Here is a 24,458-nt window from a genome sequence, read left to right as displayed (position 1 = left end):
AGACGCGACGCAGTACGTCGGGACGCACGTTATCCGTGCATATCCAGCATCTGTAAAAATATGACGGGACGATCACGCGTGGTCATGCCCAGAGAACGCTCCAGAACGTAGCGCTTCATGCGCTTGACATCGATCTCTTTGAGATCGGACCGGTCATCGATCGACAGGTCGTCCACGCACGGGCGGCGTCCTCCTGCCCGATCTGCTTGGAGGACGGCGCGTAGCACTGTCTACATCCGGTCAGGCTTATCGGCCATGACCGGTCCGGGCCGACGCGAGCCCGTCCTGAAGCGCCTGCAACCAAGAATGGCCGTAAGCAACATCGGGCTCCAAATGCGCCCCTTCTGCCCATTCGTTCCAAGCGTTGACGAAGATCATCTTTTCCTCGCCGACGAGCATTTCGTAGGCGAATTCGGCCTTCTTACGCACATATTCCGAAAAGGCTGCCGGCGTCTGCCCGATGAAGGTGGTACCCTGCAGCGGCTGGCGCGCCGTATTGTCCCAGCTCGGAAACACCGCCGGCATTCGCTTGTATGGCGCCGTGCTGGTTTTGCACGCCAGAAGGACGGACTCCTCGTAATCGTAGACATGGCCCTTCCAGCCAGCCTTCAGTATCGACAGCTCCTCCGTATACGGAGCGGCAATGCCCTGCGGCGGAAACTCAACGCAGGCGTCGAAGCCGATGTCCTGCGGGCTGACCTTGCGATTGATAGCCTCCATGCTTTCGACGTATAGCAGATAGGGATTTTTGAAGCCCGCCTTGACGAAGGCTTCGCGGATCATGTCCGTAAACCGGTGCGGCTCAGGTATCAGGAGCGGCCGATAGACCAGAAACATGGGCCGTCCATTGACGGTGATAGCGCGCGGATCCTTCGCAGCCTTGACCGCGTCTTCACAGACCGACGCAAGTGTCCGGTCGTCATAACGCTGCTCGAGCAGGATCGCCTTCTCTCCGCCGTCCCAGTGTCGGGTCCAGTTCTCGTTGGCCCAGCACAGCGCGAACCGAAAGTTCAGATTCGGGTCGTTCATCAGGTTCTGCATCGGTCGGTCGAGTACCCGGCGCGCACCGAAATTATAATAGTACATGATGAACCCGCTCAGGCCATACCGCTGGGCAAGGCTGTATTGCTGGCTCATGACCTCGCTGTAGCGCAGGTCGTAATATCCGTGATCGGATGGGAGGTGCGGCTGATAGTGGCCTTCGAAGGACGGCAGGGCCTTGGCCACGTTCGTCCATTCGGTGAAGCCTTTGCCCCACCACAAATTGTTTTCCTCGGTCGGATGGAACTGCGGCAGATAGAAGGCAAAGGTAGAAATCTGTCCATCCTGCTCCAACTGATCGCCCCATTTCTCGAGAAGCTTCTGCTGGTTGATGACGACCTGCCTAATCCGCCCCTTCTTGCTATGCTTACCTGTCGAGACGGACAGGGCATGCACGCACACGGCTTCCGGAACGTAGCGGATCCGCTTGCCACTGAACCGCAGCCGCAGCGAGAGGTCCGCATCCTCGCAATAGGCGGGCCGGAACCGTTCGTCGTAAAGGCTGCCTTCGATCGCGTCTCGCCGAAGAAGCAGACAGGCGGCCGAGATATGCGCGACATCCCGCGCATAATTGTAGCAGGGAGCGTCCGGACTATTCGTCAGGCCCACCATCACCGTGCTCGCGTCCGGCATCAGTGCGCAGCCGGCTTCCTGGAGATGGCCTGAAGGATAGACGATCTTCGGTCCCGCCGCCGCGATATCGCGATCGGCACGCAGTTCTGCCAGCAACGCTTCCAGGCCGCCCTGCTGCAACAGCGCGTCGTTGTTCAAAAGCAGCACGTACGGCGCGTCCGAATATGCGAACGCTTTGTTGCAGGATGCGAGATAGTGAAGATTCTGTTCGTTGCGGATAATTGTAACGCCAAGCACCGACCTGAGAACAGTTCCGTCCTCGGTAGAGCCATCATCGACCAATATCGGGCGGATGGGCAGATCGCCCATCGCGAGATGCAGCGCCGCCAGGCACTGCCACGTGATCAGCGTCTCGTTGTAATAAGGAATGATAACGTCGATCAGAGGCTTGTCGTGGACCGGGAACTCGATCGAATGAGACGTGTCCGGCAGGTCTACGCCGACAGGGACGATGCGGACCTGCTCGCGCTGTGCGGTTGCCGACTCAACCAACTTGCGGCGAAGCCGCTCGGTATCGCTTTGCCATTTCTCGGCATCGGGTGTGAACGTCCAGTCCTGCGTCGGTCGTGCGTACAGGCCGCCTCGGCCGAACTTGGCGTGACGGATGACTTTGCGCGCCTCGAACTGGCCGATGCGAAGGTAATGCTGCAACGGGGGCAAATCCGTCCGCATGACATCATCATACCGCGCCTCGTACGCCAACGAATCGAAGCCGACGCTGGGCGAAATTCGCTCGTGATCGCCAACACGGATGAAATGGAGCAGCGCGTCCCGACCATTGAGCGGGACATTCGCACGCGCTGCGCGATAGTAAACCGGGTCGAACAAGGCCAGCGGCGAAACGTCGTGCTCCGCCCCGACATTCAAGAAGTGGACCAGAAGCGACCCGTAAATCTCAGCCCCCGGCACGGTCGCCTGGTAATCCTCGAAGGAAAAGAAGGGTGACGGCGCGACGGTGTTGCCGGTTATGACGTTCAGCAGTTCCTCTATCGAGGGGGCGGGCTGAAACAAGTCACGCCGCGCACTGCGGATGTAGCGCATATCGATCAGCGGGTGGGGATTGATCCACGCCATGATCCCGAAGCCAAGGAAATGATCCAGGGGCCGCGTGCCCCCGATGTCACACTGGCCTCGATAATAGTCGGCATCAAAAATCGGCAGTACGACCATTTGTTCGAACTTGGTCAGCGAATGGAAGATGTCAAGAAATTCGTCCGGGTATAGAACCTTGCCGCCGGAGATGCTCGCAAGAAATTCGCGGTTCACTACGCCCATACTGAGCAGGCAGCTCGCCCCGTGCAATGCTTCGATCATCATAGTATCTCTCTGCCCAACGGCAAGTTTACTGGCAATTTCGGGTTTATCTAGAGCAAAGCCCTTGCGAAGATCACCGGGACGCCTGTTCTGATATTTGCTCGACCGACAGTCGCCGGATGATCAACGCCAGCGGCCGGATGTCGGTCGCGGATGGAAGGCGACGCCCTGCAGAGCGGATCGACAAGAACAGCCCGCCCTCCCCCACGATCATCTCGTGCTGGACAGACTCGATCTGTTCAGGGGATAGATCGCGAAACGCACCAATCCCACGGTGATTGGCCCGTATTACGACATCGTTCGGATCGACGTCGCTCATCGGCGGGTTCCAGAACTCCACATCGATCCGCACCAGGCCGCGAAGGTCGGGAAAATCAATGCCGAGATAGGGAACGCACCAACCATCAGGATAGATGGTCCCTGCGGTGACGCTGTGCGGTGGCAGCGCGAACTGTTCGGACGGTATGCTATTGTCATGCTCGGTCATCAGTAAATCACGCCCCTACTCCTTCGAGCGCCTGAAGAATGCGAAGGCCTACCGCCCGGTAGCCGCTGTGCGCGAACAGATCGCGCGCGCCACGCGCTGCCAGCTGCCTGAACTCCGCCGGGGAATCGGTTATTCTCTGCAGCTTGACGGCCGCGTCCGACGGGTCGGCTTCGGCCCACCGATTTCCCTTTCCGAACGGGTATTCATCGTCCTTAACCGGAACCAGATTGTAATCGATCAGCAGAGAATTGCCGGAGTTCATGAAGTCCAGGTTGCCAGACCAGCCGGTACCGACCGCCAGACCGCCAAGCGACATTGCCTCCGCAAGCCCACGGCCATACCCCTCGGAACGGTGAAGCGACAGGAACACATCCGCGCAGCGGATCAGACTTTGCACGCGGAAGGTGGTCAGCTGTTCGTCGATAATGACAACGTCGTTCGACTGCACGGCCACGCTTTGGACGAAGTCCGGTGTCGCCATGTCGCCCTTGACCTTCAGGATCAGCTGCAGGTCGTCGAACGGCCGCCTTTCGCGCAATTGACGAAACGCATCGATCGCGGCTGCAGGGTTCTTCCGGGCGATATAGGAGCTGGTGTCGAAGAAATGCAGAATGGCGAAGGCGGACTCACGGATGCCGAAATGCCGACGCGGCAGGAAGCTGCGCTTCTCAATTTCTGCCGCCTGTCCCACGAACGTGCTCGGCAACCCGGCATCGCTTAACGAGGCATTGACGAACTCCGAGATCGCCCAGCATGCATCGAACCGCCGAAGCTTCTCCGCCCAAACCTCGGGATAGATCGGCAACTCCCATGCGGGCATCACAATGTTGATGTGATCGGCGAAATTGAACCCGCGCGCTTCAAGCGCTGCGAGGCACGGCTCGACCTCATCGCCGTTCAGGTGATAGATGCAGATTTTTTGCGTAGGAATTGACGACTCGCGACCCCCTACGAGGTCCAAATGCGCCGGATCGGTGCGAGGTGCCCATTGATAGACATCAACAATCTCGCAATCGATCTGCACGCATTCTGCAGCACGAACGAAGGAGCGCATTTGCTCCCCCATCCCGATTGGAACGAAGGGGTGCCCTATCACCGAAATCTTCTTTTCCGCGCTCACGAAACCTCCGACAAATAGACATGACATGCATGCCTAAAAATTACCATAAAACCATCAGTAGCCGAAAATTCTGGAAATAGAGCGCTGACTAGGCAGTAGTGTACACTGCAATTGGGCAGCACATATGAACATTTGCACCGTGAAATCCGACGTAATATATTACTCTGCCGCAATACTGCTGAACCGCGATACGAACACTTTATGCCCAGCTTGACATAATGTCGTGCTGGACCGCAGCCTGTTATTTCCCGCTCGACCGGCGATCCCGCGCACCGGCTATTATAGGTTCTTTCGTGAGGTGCAAGTGCCCCTGCGTGCTGATCGGCACTGTGCGGGGTAGCGCACGCACACGCTATCAGCCACGCCGCTCTCGACGCTGGCCGACAGTGAGCCCCCCCCCCCCCCCCCCCCCCCCCCCTCTCTAGCGGGGGCGAAAATCGCACGCGCCACCCTGAGCGCCCCCACCACCACCCCAATAAGCGCTGGGGAGACACAGGCCTGGCGCGGCCGCGATCGATTGAGCCAAATCCAGACGACGCTGGCCATGACAGATTTATCATGCCAGACGATTTGGCTAAAACTTGCCGGACAAGCCGCCCATACAGCGCCCCAGAGGCAATCGCCTTCCATCGCGGCGCGACCGCGCAGGAAATCAGGTTCCGTTCAGTGGATATGATATGACACTTCACCCCCGACTCAAAGAAATTATCCGGTCTTCGCGGTTCTCTACAATAATCCCGGAAGACCTTGAAGATACAATAGGTAATTTAGTTGCGATTGACGTGGATGCTGCCGCGAATATTGGTATCAATGTTCGCCCGGGTAGCACGACACCGATAATATTTGTTACCGATGCGATGAAATATGTCGGAAACGTCGATGTCAATTCGATATTTGATGATACGATGCTGTATTTCGATAATCGCGAGAGCCGAGGCCAGCTTTTTGCCTCAATAAATATGCACGGCGAGCAGGCACACTGCGTATTTGAGGATGCGGGGAAGGATTATGTCGCCCTTCACATACTGAATATGAGAAGTCATAGACAAAACTTCTACCTAGGAAAGAAGAGCACCGCCGTAGGTCTTTCGATAGAAATGGAGGGCGAAGATACAGTGTGCGTTGTTGGAGAGGATGCATTGATATCTTCGGGCGTTTGGCTGCGCAACCATGACATGCACAGCGTAGTTGACCTGAAAACTGGTAGGATAGTCAACTCCGCGCAGGGTGATATCCTTATTGAACGTCATGTTTGGCTTGGACAGGACGTCCTCGCCGTCGGCGACCAACATATTGGATTTGGCACCATCATCGGCGCCAGATCCTTTCTTAAGAAACCGATCCCCCCGAAATGCATAGCTGCCGGCACTCCGGCTAGGGTATTAAAGGAAAATATGTCCTGGGGTCGGCTTAACGGGCTTGTCTCCGAAGCCGAGCGCGCAGTTCTCGAAGAACTCTCAGCGACAGCATCTTGATCAAAGAAAATCTTCGATGATCGAATGGGACCACTACATAAGGTATAGCAAGCGCCGCCATCGAGATTGATGATCCATTTCCCAAACAACGGAGTCTATGTTGCAAATGTCATCAGTCTGCCATATACGCCTTCACGGCCTTGGCATAATAATCACGCTTTGGTCGGCCTCGTCGATGGCAGTCACTGGTCCGGGTATCGCCCATGCTCTGCCGGACTCATCGTCGACCAAGCCTGATCAGCCTCAGTCCTTCTCGAGCGATGCGCCAGTTTCAGCGGCGACTGCATTGCCTCCGTCCGGCAAGGCACAGCAGGCAAACGGCTTCGATCCGGAGAGCCAACGGCGCGTCACTCAAAAAACGAAAGTAGCGCGGATTGCCCTTAACACCGCGATGGGGTCTCCCGCCAAAATTCCAGCTGGACGCGTCGAAGTTCGTGTACCGTCGCTGCCACCCGCCGAGGGCAGTGTGGTGCCGACGGTCAGCAGCACTACCGACGGGTATCACGGCACCGTACTCAGCCAGGAGATCCAGGCGGCCAACAGGTTCATCATGAACTCGGACAACCTCGACGCTTCAAGTGCGAGGGGCCTGTCCAATCTCTACACCGGTATGCGCGTGGACGGCGCCGATGCTCGCGGCAATCGTGTCGCCGATACCGCGGTCATCTCGGTCGAGGGCAAGACTGGAAACCGCTACACCGACGACTATTATTATGTCGCACAAGCCTCGAGCGCATTCGCTAAGGTCAACGATAGCGGCACGGCGCGCCATCCAAGCGGCAACCTGTTCGGTGGCAACGATATCACCGAGCTCCGGACTGGATCTACATATTGGAACTCGATTACCGGCCGCGAAATTGACGTCGAGGTTCAATCCGGCGCATCCGTTCTGGACAAGGTCGGTGTTCAGATCGTGCAGACAGCGAAGGACAGGGTCGCCGGCACGGGGAACGACATTGCGCTCGGCATCGCCAATCAGGCGGGAGCGACCACAGGCTGGTCTCAGGGCATCTCGTTCGGAATGCGCAATGGCATATGGCCGTTCAACATATCGTCTACGCTGATCGGCTCGCACGCTAGCGCGATGTCAAATGGTCCGTCCTACACGGCCCTGAACGGCATCGACTTCACCGCCATCCGATTTTCTGGCGCGGCGATGACCACCGCCGATGGCTCAAAGATCTGTCTGAACGGGCGCGACGCCTGCTGGTATCACTCAGGCACCAAGCTATATTACGATGTCGGCGGTAGCCATATGCTGTCGATCGAGGACGGTACCGGGAACGTGATCCTCAGGGGCAACCTGATACAGCAGGGAACGCCCTGAGGGCTTCGCGCGTCACCGAGGTGGATAGGCTCCGATCGGACGCCGTCGGACCGCAGGAGAAAAACGTGGATATACTGCTGGCGCTTGTTGTCACGTCGCTGCTGGCCTCCCCTGTCACTGCGCGCGACCTGATCCGATCGCCACCGGGAGCAGCCAAGGCTTCGCGTCTTCAATCGGCCTCAGAAGCCGATCAGGACGGCAGTGTCGAACCGGCAAGGGCTACGCCCGCTACCGATCTGTCGCGCACCGTGCAACCGCAACACAGGGACGCCCCGAAAGTGATCCAGTCAAGCAACGCGCGCTCCGGAGGTTTGGACAGGACGTTGGCGGTTACCAATGCCGACAATCTGTTTACCCGTCCGCAACGGATTACCGCACCCGCGGGACAGGACGTCCACGCCCTCAGCCTCTTCGGATCGGGCCACGTCAAACATTCGGCTTCCCCGCTCGATATAGAAAACGTGATCGCCGGCGTTCCGTCGGGCGTCGTACCCAACATCTTCTCCTCAACCCGGTGCCACGGACAGGAGGCGGCGGCGATTACCGCATTCAACGGGTGCTCGGGCCAATATGTCTTTGTCAGCGACGATGCATCGGTAACCGCTGCCAACCCCGGCGTCCTCTACGGCATCAACATCGCCATCGCGCCGCTGACCGAACGTGGGACCAAAAGCCCGAATGACGACGCAGACGCGCTGGTCATATCGAACGTGGGTACGGCCAAGGGGACCGAGAGCGTCTACTGGGGCCGCAATAAGGCCATTTCGCAAGACTGGGGCGCTGTGATGAGGATCGACGCCTCCGCCGAGTTGGTTCTTTACTCGTCAGGCAACTACGGCTGGGGCTGGGTGATGGCGCACGGCGCCAAGTCGACATTTTCAAAAGGCGTCTTCCTGCTCCCGACGCCAGATACCGGGGTGATGCCTATCCTCGTCCTCGGCAACGACTTCGCCACGCTTTCGGCGAACAAGGTCGCCATGCAAACCGACACGTCAGGCAACCTGATTTTCCCCCGGGCGACGCGCATCTGCAAGGATTCCTGGGCAGGCAAAGCCTGTGCTGGTTTCGAAGACGCACTGGTGATCGAAGCGAACGACGGCACGGGGATCGCGCTGACGGACGGCGGGGTGAAAAACGCACAGCAGATCCATCTCGATCCGGCGACCGGGGATCTCGCCTTCAGCCGCCTAAAAGGGGCACGGTATGTGCGGTTCGATGAGGGCGTTCGTCTGTTGCCTGGAACCGTTTCCGCCCTTCCGGCCTGCGACGCCGCAAAGGAAGGACTGCTGACAGCAGTAACCGACGCTAGCGCCGCGACCTTCAATGCGGCGCTTTCTGGTGGCGGAAAACACCATGTGCTTGGCTATTGCAATGGCACGAACTGGACGGTTCGGTGACGTCCGATTTCGGACGCCTCGGATCGGCAACGGTCCTGCGCTGTCGCGCAAACGCGCGCCGTCATTGACCGGCCGAGCGCATGCTTCCTATGAATGGATGAACACGAAAAGGAGATATTTATGCCAGAGGACGTCCGCGCCGCGCTCGAAAGGTTTCAAAACTTTCTTGGAAAGTTTTCCGGCGGGATCATTGATGAGGAGAGCGGTTTTACCGTGGCGGACGGGACGATGATCGTCGGCGAAATCGAGATGTCATCTGCACATTCGGAGCCTGACGAAAATCCTATCGACTGATCCGACAGGCAGCCGAACGGCACGTTAGAGCCGGCGGATAACCGCCAAGGTCGGATGCCTGCCGCCAAACTGGAGATAGCGGCGATGGACTGGACATCCATCGTTCGCTACCCGGCGCATAGGCGCCCGAGTTGCAATCATCTTTTTCAATCCCGTCGGCCGTATATGCGCGATCGGATGCCTGCCGTCGGCACTTGCGGCCGCGCCTGCCGGACGAACGTCAGATGCAAGGCCGGGGAGTACTCCAGCGCAGTTGATCTGTTTTCAGCCCGCGATGGCCGGGCCTCAACCTATCAACTCGTGGAACATCGTCCGGAGGGTATCCATCGAATAATGTGACCGGACATACTCCAGCGCCCGACGGGCGCGATGGGTTGCCTCCACTCGGTCGGTCAACGCCTGGACGACCGCTTGCGCGAATTCATCCGCCGCCGAAGCGACCAACATCAGGCTTTCCGGATCCTTCAATCCTTGTGCGCCGGTCGGGGTGGTGACCAGCGGAACGCCGGTGGCCATGGCTTCGATGACCTTGCCCTTGACGCCGCCGCCGTATCGCAGGGGGGCGATGACCAACGACGCTTCCGCGTACAGTTCCGCCAAACGATCATCGGACACGAAACCCGCGATCTCGATCCCCCCCCCGGCCAGTGCCAGTACAGCCTCGGTCGCCTTGGAACCCACGATCGTCAAATGCACACCGCCGAACGTCTTCTGGATGATCGGGAAGACATCCCGGACGAACCACAATATCCCATCCTGGTTAGGGGTATGATTAAATCCACCGACGAATAGTAGGCGCAAGCGATTGTTACGGACGATCATGGGGAGCGCACGTGCGCCTTCCTCGAACTTGTCCGTATCGAAGGCATAGACGGGTAGTGCAGTGTAGACGCGGTCGCCGCCCAACTCATCCTTTACGATATCCACCTCGAGCTGGTCGGGATAGAGCACTACGTCCGCTTGCGCACAGACCGTCAACTCCCGGTCCCGCATAGTGGCAATGCTCAAATCGTCCACCGGCTCGCCAACCGACTGCGCGTTCATCATGCGCTTGAAGTGGAGGTCATGGCCATAATAGATGATCGTCGCCGCGCTGTTCTTGCGAACAATGTCGAGATAATTCACTGCGATATGAGGGCGATTCGCAAAGACGGCATCGTAAAGACCAAGGCGTGATCGCATGAAGTCCGCAAATCCGCCCTGATGCTGTCCGCCGTATATCACCTCGACACCCATCTGCTGGAGCCGCGGCGTATATTGCGGGTCGCGCCACAGATTGTCGGGCCAGAAGGTGACGGCATAACCCAGGTTCAACAGCGCCTTTATGCACATGAACGTCGAACGGGACCCGGCGTCCTGGTCCCACTGCGGAATGTAATGGTCGATCACTAGGACATGTTTCTTGAAGTACGACCTATCGCGGGCGCGCATGACGTTCTGCGCATTGGGGTAATGGTCGCGTTCCAATACCGAGCGCCAACGCTCCAGGAAAGTCTCCTGATTTTTGACCTGATACGCCTTGATCCCGGAGTTAACGTCTCGCCCGTGGCTACGGCCCTCGTGATGCAACACTTCCGACGCTGGGTTCAATAGGGTTCGATAGCCCGCTTCCCGCAAACGGAACGCAATATCGGCATCCTCGCAATAGGCAGGCGCATAGATCTCGTCGAAACCGCACATCGCACGCCAGATCGCCGTAGGTAGAGCGATCGCCGCACCCGAGATGTAATCAACATCCTTCAAATAGTTGAATTCGGCGGCGTGAGCGTCGGCGCCACGACCGAAATTCCATGCCGATCCGTCGTTCCAGTAGATACCGCCGGCTTCCTGCAACGTGCCGTCCCAGCTGATCAGCTTTGACCCGGAAAGGCCAACATTCTCGTGCTGATCGAACGTGTCCAGCAACGCGTCGAGCCAAATGGGCATGACGAGCGTATCGTTGTTCAACAGAACGATATGGTGCCCACTTGCCTGCTTCGCCGCCTCGTTGCAGTTGCCCAGGAAGCCATAATTGCGTGGCTGACGCAGATACCTTACGACGCCGCCCAGATTGGCGATGATCTGGGGTGTCGCATCGTTCGATCCGTCATCGGCGACGATGATCTCGTAGGACCGTGACGTCCCATCCTCAAGCACAGAACTGATGCACAGCAACGTGTCGATGACGTTGTTGTAGACCGGAATGATGATCGACGCATCAGGTCGATTTGGCATCTGGGCAAAACGCGCCGACGACAACGCCCTGATGCGTTCGGAAATGATCCGGCACGGATCCGATTGCGCGAACGTCTCGGGCGTATCCCTGAACGCCTCCATCACCGAACACAGATACGTGTAGAGGTCGATCTCGCTGCCGTTGCCACCCTCAATGATGAAATCGCGCAACTTCTGCGGGAGCCAGAAATCGTTCAGCCTCTCTGGGGGCCAGCTCGGCATGACCACGGTCGGGCCGACCACGACCGAATCCTCGGGCAGCGCGAGAGGCGGACGCTCTAATATGAAATCGAGAAGACCAAGCTTGCGATCGTCGCCCGGCAGCAGGGACTCCCATGCCGGATTGATCGCAGGCACGGGGATCTCGCGCTTCTCGTTTAGTCCATACATCAGATAATGGGTCAGTGGCTCGATCCCGGCCTCCCCGACATCGGGATAGCGCTCAAGATAGGCCTGCGGGTTGAACAAGGGGTTCGGCGCGCGACCTTCGCGCCAGCCACGGTCCAGATAATGTTCGAGCGGGCTGACCGTCAGCGTGGCGGCGAGATCCGTATCCTGGCCGAGATACCAGTCGTTCAGGAAATAGGGATGCGGATTTCGGCCTTCGCGCCAGCCATAGTCCAGATAATGCAGCAGCGGGCAAATGCCTTCGCTGCCGACATCGGGATTTTTCGCGACATAGTTGGTCGAGGAAAACAGCGGATGGGGATCGAGCATCCATAGGCTTGAATCGCGCAGATAGCGACCCAGTCCGATGTCACTCGCCGCCGGGGATTGCGATGCCAGCCACTGCGAATTGAACACGATCGTCCGGAACGGCGCCGCATCCCGATCAAATTTCCTCGCCCACCGCTTCAGCAGCGATCGCTGCACCGTTCGCGTCTGGCGGGGGGCAAGATGCGCCTGCACGCCTTGCGACGCGGACCCGATCTGGCGTTGGACGTTGCCGTGGAGCTTGACGAAACGCTCCAGTTCGCGCCGAGTACCAGCAGCCTGCCGAGTGTTTGCAGCCGAAGCGGACGGGGCGGTTGCGCGAGGCGCCGCGACGGCGTTCGCACCGCCATGCGACAGCAGCGCTTCGTATTTCCTTTTCAGCGCCTGGAAATCTGACCGGAGCTGATCGTCGGGCGCAGCGGGTGTGCGGGCGGCGCGTTGCTCGTCGAGTTGTGTCCTGAGCCTTGCTGCGTCCTCGCGTTCGCGATCCAACAACGCGGCGCCGTCGTTCAGGCGATCCTGCAAGGCGTCGGCGCGGCTGCGTTCGACGTTCACCAGCGCAACGGTATCCGCCAGCTGCTCTTGGAGTGCAGCGACAGTCTCCTCGATGGTTGCCGACGCGCTGCGTTCGCTGTCGAGAAGTGATTCGGCGCTTTCGACTTTGGCGCTGGCGTCGGCCAGTTGCGCCTTCAAGTCCGTCATCTCGCCCGTGATCATCGCAAGTTGCGAGTCGAGCGCGTTCGCCGCTTCGAGCCTGCCGCGCTGGACCACCATCGTCTCGTTCAGGGCGAAAAGATGCTCGACGATGGTATCGGAATCGTCGCTGACCGATTCGCCCGCCATCCTCGACAGGAGCCGCGAAATCGTTGCCAGCGATGCGCCCCTTTGCGCCGCCTGGGGATTTTGCCGATCGAGCATGCGGCCGTCCTGGCGGCTTTTTTCGAGATCGGCCTGAGCCGCGTGGAGTTCCTCGTGAACCCCGGACAGGGACTTCAGCAGCTGCGCTTGCTTGATCCACAGATCGTCGTCCCGGGATACGAACAGGCTCGCCGCCCCCGTCTCTAACGGGAGTTCGGAATCGGAACAGAAGACGATGACATGGTCCGGGCGATCGAGCCGGATCTCGTCCGCGGTCACCTCGAGTGCGCCATCGCCTTTCAGGCTGCCCGTGTAGGTGAGCGCGCTCGGCAGATTCGCCTGTGCGTCCGAGCGGTCCACCCGGAACCCCACCGACACCGTCGCCATCCGCACGCCGGTCGCCCGGACATTGTCGAAATGGTCGCCCAGCATATGGCTGAGTTCGCCGGCATCCGATTTCCCCATGCTCGATGTCGAAAAGACGAGCATTCCGTCGGCTTTCAGAACACGCTTTACCTCGCCAATCAGATCCCGATTTTGCTGCAGATATCCCAGTGTCTTGTCGCAGACGACGACGTCGAAACGATCGTCATCGAACGGCATGTCATGGCAGTCCCCCGTCACGAAACTCAGGTTGTTCGCCGGATACCGCTTTCTGGCGTCAGCGGTCGCGGCTCGATCAGTACCAAGACAGGTTACAGACGCGGCCTGCCCCGCCAGCATCAGTGCTCCAGCACCTGCACCACTCGAAAGATCGAGAACATGCCTGCCACCGACATATTGCTGAAACAACGCATAGCAATGCGCGTACTCGTACCTCCCGCAAAGCGCCTTCAAACTCGGGTCGAACGTTTCCGGCTCTTGAACCATACTTACCCAACCCTGTTTTATCTTCGTGGCCCAAGCGCTGCCTGCATCGATATCGGACTTGCCAATCAAATTGATATGCGACGCGTTCCTCAAATTCGTATCAGTCATAGCGAATTTTTTGCAAGATAATATCCTTACGAAATAGCCGCTTTTGAGGCGCATTGAGACAACCGGTTACCAGATCGTCTGCCAGATCGTGGAACCGAGTTCAAAGGCGGCGACATAACCGCATGAGCCTGGGCCAGTTTCCGGCCTTGGGCGTGAGATCGAACCCCAGGGCGATGTCACGCGCGAACGATGACTTCGATAACGATCACTGGAGAAGTCCGGCCCGCTGCGTGAACCGCGTACGCAGCCTGCCGAACAAACCGGCCTACACAGAGCGCTCAACCGTGTCCGCGAATTCCGCAATTATGCGAGACGCCCGGTGCACATCCAGGATCTTGTAATCGTTGTGGCGCAAGTGCTGCTGCAACGCACCGAGTTCCTGATTCTCGCTGGCCTCACCGATCAGATCGGCGGGAAGGTAGACCGGCAGACTGGCAACGCGCGACTGCTGCTTGACCCAATTCGCCGGCTGATTTTCGAGGATGTCGCGGTTGCAATGAACAAGTCCACTTACGCCCGAGAACCACCCCAGCTTGTGCTGCACGGTTCCATGATGACAGAAATAGAACCCGGCATGCAGCCCGACCGCGATACTCTCGTGGATCTTTCGACCAACGAAGCGGACAATCTCCGCATCAGGTATGTCCTGCTTTACGGCAGCTACGATCTGATCGGCTACGAGAGCATCGTGGCGGGCTATCTCCACGTTCAACTCTTGATTGTACGGTGCGTCCGTGTCTTGATCGAAAGGCAAGGAATGCCCATCGATGATCACCATCCTGTCGGTCCGATCCCGCAAATAGTCCTTTATCAAAGTCGCCATTACTTCGACTTGTTCACTCAGTGTCCTGTTTCTTGTACGGACACTGACCCACAAACTGCTACCCGGACGCGAAGCCACCTTGTCTCGAACTTCCAGCGCGAATGCGCTAAGATTCTTTTCCGCAAAGCCGACAATCTTTTCTACAAGATTGCTATCGATGACCGTACCTGCCGAACAGAAGGTAATTTTCCCCGAGCGATTGATCTCCGGGATACGCGCTTTTGGAAACTTGTGAATAACCTTGAAGTGTGAACCAAGTATGTCATTTACCGGACCAAGCGGTTCATGTGCTACAGCGAGTGACGCTGTTCGGTCGAAACCCTGATCCGCAATTTCCTGAAGTGAACTCAATTCGTTCCACGCGTGATGGGCAAAATTCTGATCCCCCGCAACTAGGCATACGCCGTGATCTGGAGCGCATTCATGAACAACCTGATCGCCTCTATTAGCCATGGTGGCAAAATGACTTGAGCCCAGTCTCCAAAAACTGTCCGTCAAATGAATGATTATCTTCCGTTCAAACAGAATTATTGTCGACAACGGGAAGCCCGCGGCTAAATCACTGGCAACCAATCCAACAGGAGAATTATCTGTAAAAAAGAAGAATATCGTCTGCAAATCTTCGAATGTATAGGTCGCACTCAAAGGGTATCTATGACCGCTTTTCGGATCAACTAGAGCGAACGAACCTTGGCTCAAAATGCTATGAGCATACCCCCGCAGGTTGGAATTCACCCAGATATTATTGGTCGACACACCATCTAAAGTTTGCTTAAGGAACTCAAGACCCCCCAACTCCTGCTCAATCAGATCTGATGCGCCTGGCAGCATATCGACCACAAGGTAGCTTTCATACTCCGTATCAATACTGAAACTCTTAAGCATCTTATCTATCTCGTTCTGGCCAGGCAGTTACTGCAGAATCGCACTAAAAATCGCTTTTGATAGAAAACGCTTATTCAGCACTCTGGATTATCTGTAATTACTCGATTGCGTGTAGGTCATTTATATCAAAAACTTGACATGCACAAAACGTCATTGCCGTTGACCGACAATCGTAAAAGACGTGGCGTAAACCGATCGTTCCCTCAGACCTGGTTCTGGCGAGACGTATGCCCAGGTCGTCGGCGACGATATCCGCGGCTCATCCGACCCATGTCGATCTGAATGGTTATCACCGCGCGCCACGTCACTTTTGCCGAACCCGTACTGTGCACAGTTCCCGTTCTGGCTATGACGACTCAACGGAACGCCTGTTTAAGACAACGCCGCCAAGAAGGACGCCCCCCAGGCCTATTCGCGGCTTCCACTTTCGTTATTTCTTCCCCGAGATAGCGGTTCGGCCGTGGTTTTCCGTCGCTGATCGCGCTGATCGTCCGCATCGCTAGGTTTCCCAGTGTTTCGTCCGAGAAGGCCGGCGTATAATAGATGCAGTCATCGAAGTAATAATGCGTCACCTGCGACCAGCGGGTCAGGCGCGGATCGTTCTGACGGCTGCCGCCGTGCAGCAAGTTGGCAGACCAAATCAGCGCCTGCCCCTTGCGTGCCAGGAACACTTCTTCCTGCGCGCCGTGCGCATCGCGCAAAGCGCGCCATGCCGGGCCGTACGGGTCTTGTGCCGATGCCAGGTCGCTGCCGAAGCCGCGTCGTCCGATCAGCGCGTTGGTCATGATCGGCCAGCGATGCGACCCCGGATAGTAGAAGAGCGGCCCCGAATCGGGCCCCACATCCTCCATCGCTAGCCAGACCCCACACATGAACCGCTCGGGCAAGCTGGAAAAATGCACGGAATCCGAATGCGCTTCCTGTTGCGTGCCGACTGGAAAATTCAGGGTCTGAAAAGGAAACGCCGTACGCCCGTACAGCTTGCCCAGAAGATCGAGGATCGCCTCGTTCGCCGCGATCGCGCGGACGTCCTCGTTCGTCTTCCAGGCATCCTGGACCCGGCGTTCGCCGATCGTCTTGTCGCTGTCGGGGTCGGTTAGGTCCATACCGTAATGCGGCGCGAGATCGCGTTTGATCCGTGCGATCCGGGCGTCGATATCGGCGTCGGGAAAGTCCAGGACGGCGTAGCCCTTCTCATGCAGGCCGGTCGCGACCCGCCGTTCCTCGTCCGTGAAGCCCTGCGCCTCCGCAACGGCGGAAAACAACGGAGACTCAACCAGTGGCAGACCGGGAAGGAGGTTCGTCAATGCCTGTGGTCCTTATTCACTGTATTCACTGTAGTTTGATGCATATCATCGTTTGAGACGGGTCGATACGGCATAGCGGACGCGGTCCGCGATCAGGCGTATGGTACGGCCATCGCCGCCCTTTTCCCGCCTTATCTGCTTCAGGATCGTTGCGAAGTCATGCCTCACGGTACTGCGGTCGTCCAGGTCACGATAGACATCCCAGAACGCGTCTACCCCAATCGTGTGGATCATCTGCCAAACGCCGTGATAGCCGAAGCTGGTGCTCGGGTCGCCCGCGCGCTCGGCGGAAAAGCGATCGGCCAGCGCACGGGACGGAAAGCGCATGCCCCTGCTCTCCAGCCAGCCCCGATTGCGGCGCCCGATTGCGATGTCCTCGGGATGGAAAGTCTGGAAATCGGGATGCCTACAGTTTTCCATCATTGCGCGGCTCCGCAACGAGAAGCCGCCATTGCCGACGTCGTAACCGTCAGTGAACTGGGGCCAGCTGGCGCCGATATAGTCGTAGTCGAGAAAGTCCGGACGCCACGCCTTTGCGTTCAGGACATGCCCATCCCACTGTGCGATCATGCAATGCGAGGTTTCGATATGATCGATCATGCGCGACAGCAGGAACTCTGAATATGCTGCCGCGGACGTGATCGGCGCGATCGGCACCACGGTGATCTCCTCCCGCCCGGGCGTGATCGCTGCATCGGTGAACAACAGGCACACACCGAACTCGACCTGCGCCAGACTGTACTCCAACGCGCGGATCGTGGCGGCGACGTTGACCGAGGACGCCGCGCACAATGTGACCTGCGGCAGGGAAAGCCGGGATGCGGACATGGTTAAATCATCACCGTGAAGCGTTCGGCAGCGCGGCTGAGATGCGGATGATGCCAGGGATCGATGATCTCGTCCGTCTTCCAGATGCGCTGAAGCGCCGCCAACTCCCCCGCGAACCGCGCGGCGCCGGCAACATCGCGATCAAACCCGCGCGATACCGATTCATGATGAATCAGCGTCGCGCGTGGTTCGTACAGCGATTGCCAGCCGCGCTGGTTCAATCGCAGACACAGGTCGACATCGTTGAAGGCGACCGCGAAATTGTGCTCGTCCAGCCCGCCGACCGCCTCGAACCGCTCTCGTTGCACGAGGAGGCAAGCCCCCGTTACGGCAGTCGTGAATTGCGCCAAGGCATGGCGGCGAAAATACCCCTCTTCGTCGGGATGGACAAAGCGGTGCGCGTGGCCCGCCGCATTGCCTACCCCAATTACGACGCCAGCATGCTGAATGCGGCCGTCGGGATATAACAGCCGGGCGCCGACCGCTCCGACGTCTTTGCGCATTGCCTGCACCGCCATCATCGCTAGCCAGTCGGGCTCCAGGACCTCGACGTCGTTGTTGAGCAGGCAGATCAGTTGCCCGTGCGCGCCTGCAACCGCCCGGTTGTTCATCGCCGAATAATTGAACGGGCCGGGATGACGTACCACCCGATGACGCGCGGGATCTAGCGCGGCCAGATAGGACAGCGTCTGCGGATCGTCACTGTCATTGTCCACCACGATCACTTCGATATCGGGATACTTAGTAGCCGCTACCCCGTCGAGGCAGGTTCGCAATAGGTCGACGCGGTTGCGGATCGGTATAATGACGGTAACGGGGGGCAGGTCGCCGCGAAGAACGATAGGCGCAGCCGCGACTGACGGAGCGATACGCGCACGGCGATGGTGCAGGACCTCGCGGACATGAAAGGGCACTCCCTTACCCGCCGCCCGGATTACAAGCTGCTGGGCCCAGTCCTGCGTTCCGGACAGTTCCTGAATATCCTGGCGCCGGGCGCGAACGATGCAGGCGCCCGTCAGATAATCGAAATGACGGAACAGTTCGCTGTTCCAGTCCGGCTTGAAATGTGGCGCACTTCGCTGATTGCGCCGGTTCGACAAATCATCATCGGCGTAAACGATCCGGGTCGGTGCCTCAGCCAGTCCCTGATCGGCGATCGCTGCCCGATAGGCGCCGGCCGCGCCGGATGCGAGCCTATCGCCAGCAACGACGGGCATCAGCCATGGGCCCGAGGCCCAGTCGATCTCGTCAAGCGTGTTGATGAGACCGGAACGAACGCCGGGCGTATAGCCGGAGTCTATGACGTGGGCAGAGATACCTTGCGCGGTCAAGCTGCGAAGGGTGATTGCCAACTCGCGATCGTCGCCGACCGCAGCGACCAGCGCGAGAATCGGGGGTCGATCGACCTGGAGGAGCGTAGTCCTTCCTGCTCGATCCTGGCGTAAAGCCCACAACCTGTACGCTTTTGGCGACTGGCCCAAAAGAGGCGCGAATTGCCCACGGGCACGCACGCGCTTGCGCTTGATCCACCATTTTGCGGCAGTCAGATAGGCACACGGATCCAACCGAAATGCATCGACATGAACATAGGCTGCGAGCCAGGCTGTGACTATCCTGCCGCCATAATCCTGTATGAAGTTCGATCGCATGGGCTCGTGGCGATAGCGGATGCGGGCGCAATTACAACATGCCGTAAGCCCCCCCCCCGGCTCCCCATCTGACCTGATGATGCATTTACCGCAAGCCAGCGACTCATCCGACGGCATGGTCAGGGCCGCGATGCGACGCGTACGATCTAGGTTGAAGGCCAGGCATGGGCGCGCCATTAGCGGTGGACCATGGATAACCGCGCAACTGCCTCCGAAGTATCCGCAAGCCCGCAGGATTGCGACAGGCCGAATAACGCCGTTATCGCCGCTGCGGGTGGGATCGCACGCTGGAAGGCGCGCGAGATTAGCGTCATGCTATGGGATACGCCTCCGACGTCGCGATCCGTCTTTGCGAATTCACGGCGTGCACTTGATGCCGCAGAGCAGGTTCGCGGCGCTGTCGCGATCTGGCCGTCGCGCGTGCCCACCGATTTCGAGGCCCGTGCAGCGCGACGCGGCATCGCGGTCTGGCGCCTGGAGGACGGCTTCATCCGCTCGGTCGGCTTGGGCAGCGACTGCACCCCGCCTTCGTCGATCGTCCTCGATCAACGCGGCATCTATTACGATGCGTCTCGTCCAAGCGATCTCGAAGTCATGATCGAAGCCGGCGGGTTTCTGCCGGCGACGCTTGCTCGCGCCGAAGCGCTGATGGCGCGCATGATCAATAACGGTATCGGGAAGTACGAGATCGGACGGACTTCGGTCCCACTTCCCCGCGATACGCGCCGGCGAGTTCTGGTTGTGGGACAGGTCGAAGACGACCTTTCCGTCCTGACGTCGGGATGCGGAGTCGCCGGAAATCTCGACCTGTTACGCCGGGCGCGCGCGGCTGAGCCCGACGCCATGCTGGTGTATCGCCCCCATCCCGATGTCGACCAAGGCCATCGCAAGGGACGCATTTCCGACGCCGAGGCGCTTCACTATGCCGATAGTGTGGTTCGGGACGGTACGATGGCAGGGCTGATCGAGCAGGTCGATGCGGTGCATGTCCTTACATCGCTTGCCGGATTCGAAGCGCTGATGCGGGGCAAGGCGGTGGTAACGCACGGGCACCCTTTCTATGCTGGATGGGGCCTGACGGCGGACCTCGCCGGTCCGGTTCCGCGGCGGACACGCAAGATCACTCTGGCCGAACTGGGCGCCGCCACCTTGATCCTCTATCCTCGCTACATGGATCCCCTGACCGGCGAACGGTGTACGGCCGAGAAACTTATCGACCGCCTCGCTTCCGCGGACTATCGCCCGGTGGTAACGATGCCTATGCGTTTTCGGCGGCTCCAGGGACGGATCAATCGCCGGATTGCACGATTGAGTATCAGGTTGTGGCTAGCGTAAAGTTTTGAATATGGTCGAACGACAGGTCTTCGGATTCTTGCAAGGGCCGCATGGCGACTTCTTCCGGCGGCTTGCCGCGCGACTTCGCGCCGAGGGTCATACCGTGCATCGGATCAACCTGAATGGCGGCGACCGACACGATTGGCAGGATGCAGCGACCGACTATACCGGCACGCTGGTGGAGTGGCCGGAATTCTTCGGCCGGTTCGTCAATCAGCGCGCCATCACCGATATCGTCCTTTACGGCGATTGCCGGCCCCATCACCGGTCGGCGCACATCGTCGCATCAATGCGCGGTATCCGCGTGTGGGTCTACGAGGAGGGCTATATCCGCCCCGATTTCATGACGCTCGAACTCGAAGGCGTGAACGGGCATTCGATGCTGTCGACGGACCCCGACTGGTATCGTGCACAGGCGCAGGATCTGCCGCTCTCGACAAAGCAGCCGCCCGTGCCCAGCGACTTTTCGAAACGCGTTCACACGACGATCGTCTATTATCTGAAGTCGCATCTGAACGGCTGGCGCTTTCCCGGCTACCGCACGCACCGGACCGAGCCGGCCTACGCGGAGGCTTGGGCATATTTACGGGAGTATCTCGACCGCCCGCGCCGCGCGCGGCGGATCGCGGAGCAGCTGAAGCGTTTTGCGGCGATTGGCAGCGGCAGGCATTTTGTGCTGCCGCTGCAACTGAACTCCGACTATCAGCTGCGCGTGCATTCGCATTATCCCGGCATGTCGTCCGCCGCATTCGCGACGATCGAGAGCTTCGCCAGGGCGGGCCCGGCCGACAGCATTCTCGTGATAAAGCGTCATCCGCTCGATACTGGCGTGATCGACTGGCGGCGTATCCTCCGCGGCCAAGCGGAAGCGAACGGGGTTGGCGACCGTGTGCTCTATCTCGAGGGTGGCGATATCGCGCAAATCATCGAGGGGGCGCTGGGTGTCGTGACGATCAACAGCACCGTCGGCACGTTGTCGCTCGGCGCCGGGGTTCCGACCTATGTACTGGGCAGGGCGCTGTACGGCATCGAGGGTCTCGTCCATTCGGGATCGCTCGACAGTTTCTGGCAAGCTCCGACCATTCCCGATCCCGTGCTGTGGGACGCTTTTACCCGCGTATTGCGCGATCGATGCTTGGTCGCCGGCGGCCTGAGCAGTGATCAGGGCGTGGAGATGGTGATCGAGGGATCGGTCGCGCGTCTGACCGGCGCAAACATCCCGATCACGCTCAAGGCCGCAGCGGAGTGAAAGGCGACGACGTCGAGCAAGAAACCGTGCTCAGCCTGTCTCGACTGATGTCGCGGGTCTTGGTCAATCAGCCGAGCGGCGTCGACCGGGTCGAGTTGTCCTATGCGCGCGAGTTGATGCACCAGTTGCCCGACACGCTGTGTTTTTCGGGGTGGAACCCGCTCATCAAGCGATACGGTCGACTTTCGTCGTTCTGGGTAAGGCGCTATCTCGACCGCATCGAGGAACGCTGGACGATCGGGGACCGGCGGCCGCGCATCAGTCGCAAGATCGACGCATTCTGGTGGATGGTCGCGCTGTTTCCTCTGCCGGTTCCGCGCAGGCGTCCGTTTGCGCGGCGGGTACTCATTCAGCCTTCGCCGGACACGCTCGAACGACCGCGGTTGATGGCGCGCATCGTCGCGCGCGAGGGCGGCGCCTTCGTCGCGCTGGTCCATGACCTCATCCCGATCGAGCATCCGGAATATGCACGCCCCGGTGGCGCCGCGATCCATCGCACGCGTATGTCTACGCTGGCGCGACTGGCCGATGGGCTAATCGCCAACTCGCAAGCAACAGCCGACGGCCTGGAAAGGCTGATCCCGAAAGCGCACGCGCCGGCGATACGGGTCGCGCCGCTGGGAACCCACGAGGCGTTGCGTCAGGTGCCGCGCTTTGTGCCGCCGGCCGAGCCGTATTTCGTTTGCCTCGGGACGATCGAACCCCGAAAAAATCATCTTCTGCTGCTCAATATCTGGCGCCGTCTGGCCGATACCGGTAACGCACCTCCGCGGCTGCTGGTCATTGGCAAACGTGGCTGGGAAAACGAGAATATCGTCGACATGCTCGAACGTTGCCCGGCTGTCGCCGCCCACGTCGACGAGATCAACGGCATGGCCGATGCCGACGTTAGCGCCGCGCTAACCGGCGCCCGCGCCCTCCTGATGCCGTCCTTTGCCGAGGGCTTCGGCATGCCTGTTGCCGAAGCATTGATGGTCGGGACTCCCGTTATCTGCAGCGATCTGCCCGCATTGCGCGAGGCCGGGGGCGCGGCGCCGGAGTACCTCGATCCCCTGGACGGCAAGGGCTGGATCGACGCTATCCAAGCCTACGCGGCGAAGCAATCGACGCGACGCGACGCGGCCCATGCGCGGATCCGTGACTGGACAGCCCCGTCGTGGCAGGATCATATCTCGATGGTCCTGGCGCTCGCTCGCGAAGTGGCGCGTTAACGGGCGTGGCGGCGCGCAGCCGGGACGAAACGGCAGGAGTGATCGTCCAGGACCGGGCACCACCGCGAAGGATTTGCGCGCGCCGCGGTCCCGGAATGCGGTCGGGAGTTGGCCCGTCGCAATGCAATGCGCCGCCGCCTGAGACGAGTGCGCCCCGGGTATTGTTGCCATCATCCCGGTCTGCCGGTACATGCAGGATTCAACTACGGCGTCATAACCGCATTCCAGCGGGCGGAACGTTGATAGTCGCAAAGGAACTGGCCGTCTGTGTGTTGGCGCCTGGTGGGATTATGTAAGGGGAATACCACGTGGCGACCATGTTGAGTGGACCGAGCCGGCGGCGTTCTTACTCTGCGGTTACGGACTCGGCGTTGCGGACCTTACGCATCACGCATGACGGGCTTGCCGAACTCGCATCGGGCTTCGACGACGCTGCCTTCTCCACTGTGTTCGACACTCTGGTGCACCAGGTCTTCGACTTGAAAGGCCGCGTGATCATCACCGGCATGGGCAAGAGCGGCATCATCGCCCGCAAGGTGACGGCGACGCTGACGTCGACCGGCACGCCCGCGATGTACCTGCATCCAGCCGAGGCCGGGCACGGCGACCTGGGCATGATCACGGAAAACGATCTGGTCATCATGATCACCCGGTCGGGCGCCAGCGCGGAACTGATACCCATCATCGCGTACTGCAAGCGGTTCGCCATCCCCCTCGCAACGATTACCTCGCATGCCGACAGCGTTGCTGGTTCGGCAGCCGACCTGTGCCTCGCGCTTCCTGCGGTTCGCGAGGCGTGCCCCATCGCGTTGACGCCGACGACGTCGACGACACTCCAGCTTGTACTCGGCGATGCGCTCGCCCTTGCGCTGGTCGAGTTGCGCGGCTTTTCGGCCGACGACTTCTACAAATTCCATCCGAACGGACGCCTCGGTGCACAGTTGCTCAAGGTCGACGACCTGATGGCGACGGGCGACGATATACCGCACGTTGGCGCCGATGCGACGCTGCTCGACGCCACGACGGAAATGACGCGCGCACGCTATGGTAGTACTGCAGTGATCGACGAGAGCAACATGCTGCTCGGCGCGTTTACCGACGGCGACCTGCGTCGGGCGATTACCGGGGGGCACACCATGGAGGCGCGGGTCGGCGACCTTATGACGCGCAACCCCTTGACGGTCGCGCCAGGCGAACTGGCGTCGGAGGCGTTGCGTCGGATGCAGAGCAAGAGCGTCATGATGCTGTTCGTCGCCCAGGCCGGGCGGTTGGAAGGCGTGATCCACATGCACGATACGCTGCGCGCAGGTATCGCCTGA

At 59.5% G+C, this 24,458-nt stretch carries 18 protein-coding genes; 8 read left to right on the top strand and 10 right to left on the bottom strand.

What is annotated here, in order from left to right; genetic code table 11:
- Positions 1–29 precede the first annotated feature (29 nt).
- The 4 genes from FSB78_RS19035 to FSB78_RS02120 form a co-directional block, all read right to left on the bottom strand.
- Positions 30–176: a hypothetical protein gene (locus FSB78_RS19035; protein WP_158637953.1), complete on the bottom strand. Its 147-nt coding sequence runs from the start codon at positions 174–176 to the stop codon at positions 30–32.
- A 70-nt stretch (positions 177–246) separates the two neighbouring features.
- Positions 247–2,988, bottom strand: coding sequence for a glycoside hydrolase family 99-like domain-containing protein (locus tag FSB78_RS02130; protein WP_158637952.1), 2,742 nt, complete (start codon positions 2,986–2,988; stop codon positions 247–249).
- 73 nt (positions 2,989–3,061) lie between these two features.
- Entirely contained in the window at positions 3,062–3,475 is a 414-nt protein-coding gene (locus tag FSB78_RS02125; RefSeq protein WP_147079575.1) for a hypothetical protein, read from the bottom strand.
- A gap of 7 nt (positions 3,476–3,482) precedes the next feature.
- Complete coding sequence (locus FSB78_RS02120; protein WP_158637951.1) at positions 3,483–4,595, bottom strand: glycosyltransferase; 1,113 nt, start codon at positions 4,593–4,595, stop codon at positions 3,483–3,485.
- A 677-nt stretch (positions 4,596–5,272) separates the two neighbouring features.
- Between FSB78_RS02120 and FSB78_RS02115 the strand changes: the two genes are divergently transcribed.
- The 4 genes from FSB78_RS02115 (at position 5,273) to FSB78_RS19220 (ending at position 9,088) form a co-directional block, all read left to right on the top strand.
- On the top strand, positions 5,273–6,070 hold the full coding sequence (locus FSB78_RS02115; protein WP_147079571.1) for an acyltransferase: 798 nt from the start codon (positions 5,273–5,275) through the stop codon (positions 6,068–6,070).
- Between the two features lie 175 nt (positions 6,071–6,245).
- Positions 6,246–7,397, top strand: a complete 1,152-nt coding sequence (locus FSB78_RS02110) for a hypothetical protein (protein ID WP_147079569.1) — start codon at positions 6,246–6,248, stop codon at positions 7,395–7,397.
- Between the two features lie 65 nt (positions 7,398–7,462).
- A complete protein-coding gene (locus tag FSB78_RS02105) occupies positions 7,463–8,794 on the top strand; it encodes a hypothetical protein (RefSeq protein ID WP_147079567.1) in 1,332 nt (443 codons plus the stop codon).
- 120 nt (positions 8,795–8,914) lie between these two features.
- Entirely contained in the window at positions 8,915–9,088 is a 174-nt protein-coding gene (locus FSB78_RS19220) for a hypothetical protein (RefSeq protein ID WP_199743099.1), read from the top strand.
- A gap of 285 nt (positions 9,089–9,373) precedes the next feature.
- On the opposite strand, the gene FSB78_RS02100 is transcribed toward FSB78_RS19220, so the two are convergent.
- The 5 genes from FSB78_RS02100 to FSB78_RS02080 all read right to left on the bottom strand — a co-directional run bounded on the left by FSB78_RS02100 (position 9,374) and on the right by FSB78_RS02080 (position 19,344).
- The gene (locus FSB78_RS02100; protein ID WP_158637950.1) at positions 9,374–13,852 is read right to left on the bottom strand and encodes a glycosyltransferase; all 4,479 of its coding nucleotides are present in this window, start codon (positions 13,850–13,852) and stop codon (positions 9,374–9,376) included.
- 265 nt (positions 13,853–14,117) lie between these two features.
- Positions 14,118–15,560 (bottom strand): hypothetical protein, encoded by a 1,443-nt coding sequence (locus FSB78_RS02095; RefSeq protein ID WP_147079564.1) that lies wholly within the window; start codon positions 15,558–15,560, stop codon positions 14,118–14,120.
- Between the two features lie 356 nt (positions 15,561–15,916).
- Positions 15,917–16,867 carry a phytanoyl-CoA dioxygenase family protein gene (locus FSB78_RS02090; RefSeq protein WP_147079561.1) on the bottom strand — a complete coding sequence of 317 codons (951 nt, stop codon included), beginning with the start codon at positions 16,865–16,867 and terminating at the stop codon, positions 15,917–15,919.
- Positions 16,868–16,912: 45 nt separating this feature from the next.
- Entirely contained in the window at positions 16,913–17,695 is a 783-nt protein-coding gene (locus FSB78_RS02085; protein WP_147079559.1) for a DUF5672 family protein, read from the bottom strand.
- 2 nt (positions 17,696–17,697) lie between these two features.
- On the bottom strand, positions 17,698–19,344 hold the full coding sequence (locus FSB78_RS02080; protein ID WP_147079557.1) for a glycosyltransferase family 2 protein: 1,647 nt from the start codon (positions 19,342–19,344) through the stop codon (positions 17,698–17,700).
- 189 nt (positions 19,345–19,533) lie between these two features.
- On the opposite strand from FSB78_RS02080, the gene FSB78_RS02075 reads away from it, so the two are divergent.
- Positions 19,534–20,679, top strand: coding sequence for a capsular polysaccharide export protein, LipB/KpsS family (locus FSB78_RS02075; RefSeq protein WP_147079555.1), 1,146 nt, complete (start codon positions 19,534–19,536; stop codon positions 20,677–20,679).
- On the opposite strand, the gene FSB78_RS19400 is transcribed toward FSB78_RS02075, so the two are convergent.
- Positions 20,660–20,941, bottom strand: coding sequence for a hypothetical protein (locus tag FSB78_RS19400; protein ID WP_242008446.1), 282 nt, complete (start codon positions 20,939–20,941; stop codon positions 20,660–20,662). The genes FSB78_RS02075 and FSB78_RS19400 overlap by 20 nt on opposite strands.
- A gap of 27 nt (positions 20,942–20,968) precedes the next feature.
- Between FSB78_RS19400 and FSB78_RS02070 the strand changes: the two genes are divergently transcribed.
- The 3 genes from FSB78_RS02070 (at position 20,969) to FSB78_RS02060 (ending at position 24,458) form a co-directional block, all read left to right on the top strand.
- Positions 20,969–21,928: a capsular polysaccharide export protein, LipB/KpsS family gene (locus FSB78_RS02070; RefSeq protein ID WP_242008394.1), complete on the top strand. Its 960-nt coding sequence runs from the start codon at positions 20,969–20,971 to the stop codon at positions 21,926–21,928.
- Entirely contained in the window at positions 21,925–23,139 is a 1,215-nt protein-coding gene (locus FSB78_RS02065; RefSeq protein WP_242007934.1) for a glycosyltransferase family 4 protein, read from the top strand. Before FSB78_RS02070 ends, FSB78_RS02065 begins: the two co-directional genes overlap by 4 nt.
- Before the next feature lie 317 nt (positions 23,140–23,456).
- Positions 23,457–24,458 carry a KpsF/GutQ family sugar-phosphate isomerase gene (locus tag FSB78_RS02060; RefSeq protein WP_147083955.1) on the top strand — a complete coding sequence of 334 codons (1,002 nt, stop codon included), beginning with the start codon at positions 23,457–23,459 and terminating at the stop codon, positions 24,456–24,458.

This window comes from Sphingomonas ginsenosidivorax (genome assembly GCF_007995065.1).
In the GTDB taxonomy this organism is placed as follows: Bacteria; Pseudomonadota; Alphaproteobacteria; order Sphingomonadales; family Sphingomonadaceae; genus Sphingomonas; species Sphingomonas ginsenosidivorax.
The sequence above is the reverse complement of the archived record's forward strand: the minus strand, read 5'-3'. Positions and strand labels throughout refer to the sequence as shown.

What these genes read in the sequence shown, in the direction of transcription:
- FSB78_RS02130 (WP_158637952.1), bottom strand. Translation starts at nt 2,988, where the DNA reads ATGATCGAAGCATTGCACGGGGCGAGCTGCCTGCTCAGTATGGGCGTA.
- FSB78_RS02125 (WP_147079575.1), bottom strand. Translation starts at nt 3,475, where the DNA reads ATGACCGAGCATGACAATAGCATACCGTCCGAACAGTTCGCGCTGCCA.
- FSB78_RS02115 (WP_147079571.1), top strand. Translation starts at nt 5,273, where the DNA reads ATGACACTTCACCCCCGACTCAAAGAAATTATCCGGTCTTCGCGGTTC.
- FSB78_RS02110 (WP_147079569.1), top strand. Translation starts at nt 6,246, where the DNA reads ATGGCAGTCACTGGTCCGGGTATCGCCCATGCTCTGCCGGACTCATCG.
- FSB78_RS19220 (WP_199743099.1), top strand. Translation starts at nt 8,915, where the DNA reads ATGCCAGAGGACGTCCGCGCCGCGCTCGAAAGGTTTCAAAACTTTCTT.
- FSB78_RS02100 (WP_158637950.1), bottom strand. Translation starts at nt 13,852, where the DNA reads ATGACTGATACGAATTTGAGGAACGCGTCGCATATCAATTTGATTGGC.
- FSB78_RS02095 (WP_147079564.1), bottom strand. Translation starts at nt 15,560, where the DNA reads ATGCTTAAGAGTTTCAGTATTGATACGGAGTATGAAAGCTACCTTGTG.
- FSB78_RS02085 (WP_147079559.1), bottom strand. Translation starts at nt 17,695, where the DNA reads ATGTCCGCATCCCGGCTTTCCCTGCCGCAGGTCACATTGTGCGCGGCG.
- FSB78_RS02080 (WP_147079557.1), bottom strand. Translation starts at nt 19,344, where the DNA reads ATGCGATCGAACTTCATACAGGATTATGGCGGCAGGATAGTCACAGCC.
- FSB78_RS02075 (WP_147079555.1), top strand. Translation starts at nt 19,534, where the DNA reads ATGGATAACCGCGCAACTGCCTCCGAAGTATCCGCAAGCCCGCAGGAT.
- FSB78_RS19400 (WP_242008446.1), bottom strand. Translation starts at nt 20,941, where the DNA reads ATGGGGCCGGCAATCGCCGTAAAGGACGATATCGGTGATGGCGCGCTG.
- FSB78_RS02070 (WP_242008394.1), top strand. Translation starts at nt 20,969, where the DNA reads ATGCGCGGTATCCGCGTGTGGGTCTACGAGGAGGGCTATATCCGCCCC.
- FSB78_RS02060 (WP_147083955.1), top strand. Translation starts at nt 23,457, where the DNA reads ATGTTGAGTGGACCGAGCCGGCGGCGTTCTTACTCTGCGGTTACGGAC.